Origin of the sequence: Sphingobacterium sp. T2, assembly GCF_000814685.1 — a bacterium.
Taxonomy (GTDB): Bacteria; Bacteroidota; Bacteroidia; order Sphingobacteriales; family Sphingobacteriaceae; genus Sphingobacterium; species Sphingobacterium thermophilum.
In genome coordinates this window covers 1-5438 of the sequence record NZ_JXAC01000248.1, presented here as the reverse complement: position 1 = coordinate 5438, position 5438 = coordinate 1, and the positions used below count along the sequence as shown (strand labels likewise).

The following is a 5438-nucleotide window of genomic DNA, read 5'->3' as shown; positions in this document are numbered from 1 at the left end:
TTACATTAAATAATGGTTACAAGTATAAAATGGAGTTAGCACTTGCATTACACACTATTTAACGTAAGGGGAAGCCGCACACTTCCCCTTTTCATATAAATAAGGGAAAAGAAAACTATTTACACATTCGCATATATCGGGTAATTATTCGTTGCACGGACCGTTCATAAAATAAAAGGGCTTTGAAAATTTTTGCTTGCTTTTCCATTTTGTCTTCTATTAGTCTGTTAACTTACAAAGCCGTAATATTGAAAGCTTTGCTTTACAAATATAAAAACTATTTTAAAAATGTCTACTATTTTTATAGATTTAATATACATTTTAAAATAAAACACTAATACACAACCAATTAAATAAAACCTCAGGCAATAAAAAAGCCTGCTTCAACAGCAGGCTTTACCTAATCAACAAATTAACGAATACTAAAAACAGTACTTATTTTCTTCGATGATTTTACGGGCAATACGTTGACGAGCTTCCTTCACATTGAAAGGTTGAGCTTTTGTAAAACGACGTAAACCCACAAGCATCATATTTAGTTCGTCTCCTTCACCGAAAGAGTAAAGGGCTTCTTTAGCGGCAACATACACTTTATCGATAGTACTGTATAGATATACGCGAGCCATATCGATAGGTAATGCCGCAGCCTCTTCTCCTTTCGTATGATAAATTTTTTCTGCACGTAGAAGCACCGATTCAGCCACATACACATAGCCAATGATATCGGCGATATTCATAAGGATTTCTTGCTCTTTGGCCAAGGTCATCATTAGCTTTTGCACTGCGGCTCCGGCCACCAGCAACCCCGCCTTTTTCAGATTGGCGATAATTTTCTTTTCGGCAGCAAAAGGATCTGTCATCTTCTTCACCGAAATCAGGGATAGACATCAGCTCGTTAGCTACAGCCTGTGCCGGTCCCATCAGATCCAGTTCACCTTTCATCGCACGCTTTAAGAGCATATCTACAATCAACAGACGGTTCACTTCGTTCGTACCTTCAAAAATAACGATTGATGCGAGAGTCTCTATACGCTCTTTCCATGGGAGCTTCGGCAGAATACCCCATACCGCCGTAAATCTGAACACCTTCATCCACCACGTAGTCCAACATTTCCGAACACCACACCTTGATGATAGCACATTCAATAGCAAATTGTTCTACAGATTTGAGCTTAGCCTTAGCATCATCCATGCCACCAGCAATCAATGCATCATAAGCATCATCGATATTCTGGCCGGCTCTGTAGGCTGCCGATTCTGTCGCGAAAAGTCGTGTAGCCATCTCCGCCAACTTATAGCGTATGGCACCAAACTTAGAAATAGGCAAGTTGAATTGTACGCGCTCATTAGCATAGTTCACCGCCTTGCTAATTACCGACCGTGCCGAACCGATTGTAGCTGCCCCCAGTTTAATACGTCCAATATTCAGAATATTCACGGCAATCTTGAACCCATTACCTCTTTCCGACAGCATATTTTCTACCGGAACAGGACAGTCATTGAAGAAGATTTGGCGTGTCGAAGAACCCTTGATACCCATTTTATGTTCTTCAGGATTCATCGTAATACCGCCGAAATTCTTCTCTACTATAAAAGCAGACAGGTTCTTGTCATCATCGATTTTCGCAAAGACAATAAAGATGTCCGCGAAGCCCCCATTGGTGATCCACATCTTCTGACCATTGATCAGATAATGGGTTCCCTCGGCATTAAGCTTTGCAGAGGTACGTCCCGAGTTGGCATCCGACCCGGAGTTTGGTTCCGTCAGACAGTAAGCAGCTTTCCACTCTCCTGTAGCCAGCTTGGGAATATATTTAGCCTTTTGTTCTGCATTACCATAATAGAGGATAGGCAAAGTACCGATTCCGGTATGTGCCGAAAGTGCTACAGCAAAGGAGAATCCTCCCCCCACCGCATCTGCAACAAGCATGGAGGTGTTGAAATTTTTACCGAAACCACCGTATTCTTCCGGAATGGATACACCTAATAAGCCCAGCTCTCCAGCCTTATCCAACAAACTTTGCATCAGCCCTTCCTCTTGAGCATCGATACGATCCAGCTTATTCAGTACTTCCGTATCTAGGAAGTCCAAACACGTTTGGCGTATCATCTGAGCTTCTTCATCAAATTCTTCAGGGATGAATACATCTTCGTAAGAAGTTTCTTGTATTACAAACTCTCCTCCTTTTATTGCTTTTGTTGTCATAATTTTTTAAGTCTTTTGGTTATCGAATACACCAAGGAATCTCCTTGTCTTCGTTTTTTAAATTTTCCGATGATAATTATTTATTAGTCTAATAATTCAAATATTCCGGCAGCCCCCTGACCTGTACCCACACACATGGTAACCATGCCGTATTTTTTACCGCGACGGCGCAATTCGTTTAACACTTGCACGGTCAGTTTAGCCCCTGTACATCCTAGAGGATGTCCCAAAGCTATCGCCCCACCATTGACATTTACCTTCTCTTCGTCCAAGCCCAATTCACGGATAACCGCCAAAGATTGCGAAGCAAAGGCTTCATTCAGCTCAAAGAGATCCACTTGGTCTTTGTCCAAACCTGCCATTGCCAAAGCTTTAGGAATAGCCACCACAGGACCTATCCCCATGATGCGTGGAGGAACCCCTGCCACAGCATAGGATATAAGTTTGGCGATAGGCTTCAACCCCAACTCTTTCACCTTACGTTCGGACATTACAAGGACGAATGCCGCCCCATCCGACGTCTGTGATGAGTTTCCTGCCGTAACACATCCATTAGCAGCAAATACGGGCTTCAACTTCGCCAAAGCTTCCAGGCTGGTGTCAGCACGGGGACCTTCATCCGTATCTACGACATACTCACGGGAGCTAAGCTTACCGTCTTTGATGTAATTTTCTTTTACAGTTACAGGTACGATTTCGTCTTTAAAACGACCGTTTTTGATGGCATCTATAGCTTTAAGATGTGACTTTAAGGCAAAAGCATCCTGGTCTTCACGTGAAACGCCAAATTCTTTGGCTACAGCTTCAGCAGTAAGCCCCATACCCCAATACCAGTCTGGATGCTCCTTAGCGACTTTTGGGTTGGGAACGATTTTCCATCCTCCAAACGGCATTCCTGACATGATTTCTGCCCCGCCGGCGATAATGACATCGGCCATTCCGGATTTGATCTTAGCCGTAGCTGTAGCGATAGTTTCCAGCCCGGAAGCACAATAACGGTTTACCGTAACTCCCGGTACTTTGTCCGTATCCAGTCCCATGAGCGATATGAAACGCGCCATGTTCATTCCTTGCTCAGCTTCCGGCATCGCATTTCCAACGATAACATCATCGATATCTTCTTTATTAAGATTCGGTACCGAAGCTACCAGATGCTTAATTACTTCAGCGGCTAAATCATCCGCACGCATAAATCGAAAACCTCCTCGAGGAGCTTTTGCAACTGCGGTACGATATCCTGCTACAATATATGCTTCCATGTTATTTCTTTTTTGAAGGTTGTATCGGTATAATCCTTTTGCCTTGCATAATAAACTTTTGAGAACCTCCCTACAACCTGTAATATATTCTGTCTCTGTATTATACTCTAGTTTCTTAATGGTTTTCCTTTCGTCAACATATGCTGAATACGCTCCAGCGTCTTACGCTCGGCGCACAACTCCAAGAAGGCTTTGCGTTCCAAGTCCAACAGATACTGTTCTGATACCTCTGCTGGTGCTGAAAGATCTCCTCCACACATCACCCACCCCAGCTTCTCGGAGATTTTCTTGTCATGCTCCGAAATATAGCCACCGGCACGCATAGAATCAGCCCCCACATAAACTATCCCTAAACCTTGGTTTCCAAGCACTTTGATGTCTGTACGTGGTATAGGTTTCGTATATCCTGCTTCGGCAAGCTCTATAGCCTTCGCCTTGGCATCGGCCAAAAGCCTTGCCCGGTTCATGGTAATACCATATTTGCCCTGCTGCAGGTAACCCAGCTCGTATGCTTCCACTGCCGAGGTAGATACTTTTGCCTGACCTATAGTCAAAAAACGCTCTTTCAACGTATTCTGCACAATCTGGTCGTCTTTATATTCATCCGATGCACGGAGGGCAAACTCCTTAGATCCTCCACCTCCCGGAATCACCCCCACACCGAACTCCACTAATCCCATATAGGTTTCGGCATGCAACTGCACGAAATCGGCATGCATAGCAAACTCACAGCCTCCTCCCAAACACAGCTGGAAAGGAGCCACCACCACAGGAATCGACGAGTAGCGGATGCGCATAGATGTATTTTGGAACATACGTACGGCCATGTTGAGCTCATCGTAATCCTGCTCCACAGCCATCATGAAGATCATACCTATATTCGCTCCAGCAGAAAAATTCTTTCCATCATTGGTAATGACCAACCCTCGGTAATCCTTTTCCGCAATATCTATAGCCTTGTTCAATCCCTGAATCACATCTCCACCTATAGTGTTCATCTTGGTGTGAAACTCGCAGTTGATGATTCCATCCCCCAAGTCTATAATTGACACACCAGAGTTTTTCCATATTGTTTTCTGCTCACGGATATGATCCAACACTATTAAGTCTTCCGTTCCCGGTATAGGCTTATACGACTTGCTAGCAATATCGTAATAGTGTCTTACACCATTTTCTACCTTATAGAAAGACTCTGCACCTGAAGCAAGCATATCATGCACCCATTGAGCTACCTCTCCGGTTTGTCCTGGAAGACGTTTCTCTTCATTCTTGATTTTCTCTATAGTCTCCCGAACCCCCAAGGCATCCCACACTTCAAAAGGACCTAACTCCCATCCGAAGCCGGCACGCATAGCGTCGTCAATGCGGAAGAAGTCATCCGTAATTTCTGGAACACGCTTCGACACATATTCAAATAGCGGGTAATGCATGGCACGGAAAAGAACAGCAGCTTTATCTGTTCCCTGCTCATACACCTTCATACGCTTGCGGATATCTTCTACCAATTTGGTAGCTTCCAGCGTCGACGACTTAACCTTCTGCTGAGGGCCGTAGGTAAGGGTCTTCAGGTTCAACGACAAAATCTCTGAGCTGCCATCCGCACTTTTTACCTTTTCATAGAATCCTTTTTTTGTTTTTCTCTCCCAGCCACTTATTTTCCATCCATCTTGGTGATATATGAAGGTAGTTTGAAGACACCACGTGCTTCATCGTCCGGAGCATTCTGATCTAAGCCATTGGCCACATTCACCAATGTGTCTAACCCCACTACATCCGCCGTGCGGAAAGTTGCTGACTTAGGGTGCCCCATGGCAGGTCCCGTATACTTATCGACTTCTTCTACAGTAAGATCTAACTGCTCTACAAGATGTGTCAACGCCAGCATCGAGTAAACGCCAATGCGGTTACCGATGAAAGCTGGCGTATCTTTACACAACACAACTGTTTTTCCTAATTTCTTGTCTCCATATTCC

General features: G+C 44.2%; 1 protein-coding gene and 2 pseudogenes. All 3 read right to left on the bottom strand.

All coding sequences use genetic code 11. The features are described from left to right. Positions 1–422: 422 nt before the first annotated feature. A pseudogene (locus SD31_RS13370) lies at positions 423–2206 on the bottom strand (acyl-CoA dehydrogenase family protein). A gap of 83 nt (positions 2207–2289) precedes the next feature. Further along, positions 2290–3465: an acetyl-CoA C-acyltransferase gene (locus SD31_RS13365; RefSeq protein WP_039054494.1), complete on the bottom strand. Its 1176-nt coding sequence runs from the start codon at positions 3463–3465 to the stop codon at positions 2290–2292. A 107-nt stretch (positions 3466–3572) separates the two neighbouring features. Further along, positions 3573–5438 (bottom strand): annotated as a pseudogene (locus SD31_RS13360) (3-hydroxyacyl-CoA dehydrogenase/enoyl-CoA hydratase family protein); the annotation flags it as partial.

Bases quoted from the DNA above. Each gene is read 5' to 3' on its own strand.
- SD31_RS13365 (WP_039054494.1), bottom strand. From the start codon at position 3,465: ATGGAAGCATATATTGTAGCAGGATATCGTACCGCAGTTGCAAAAGCT.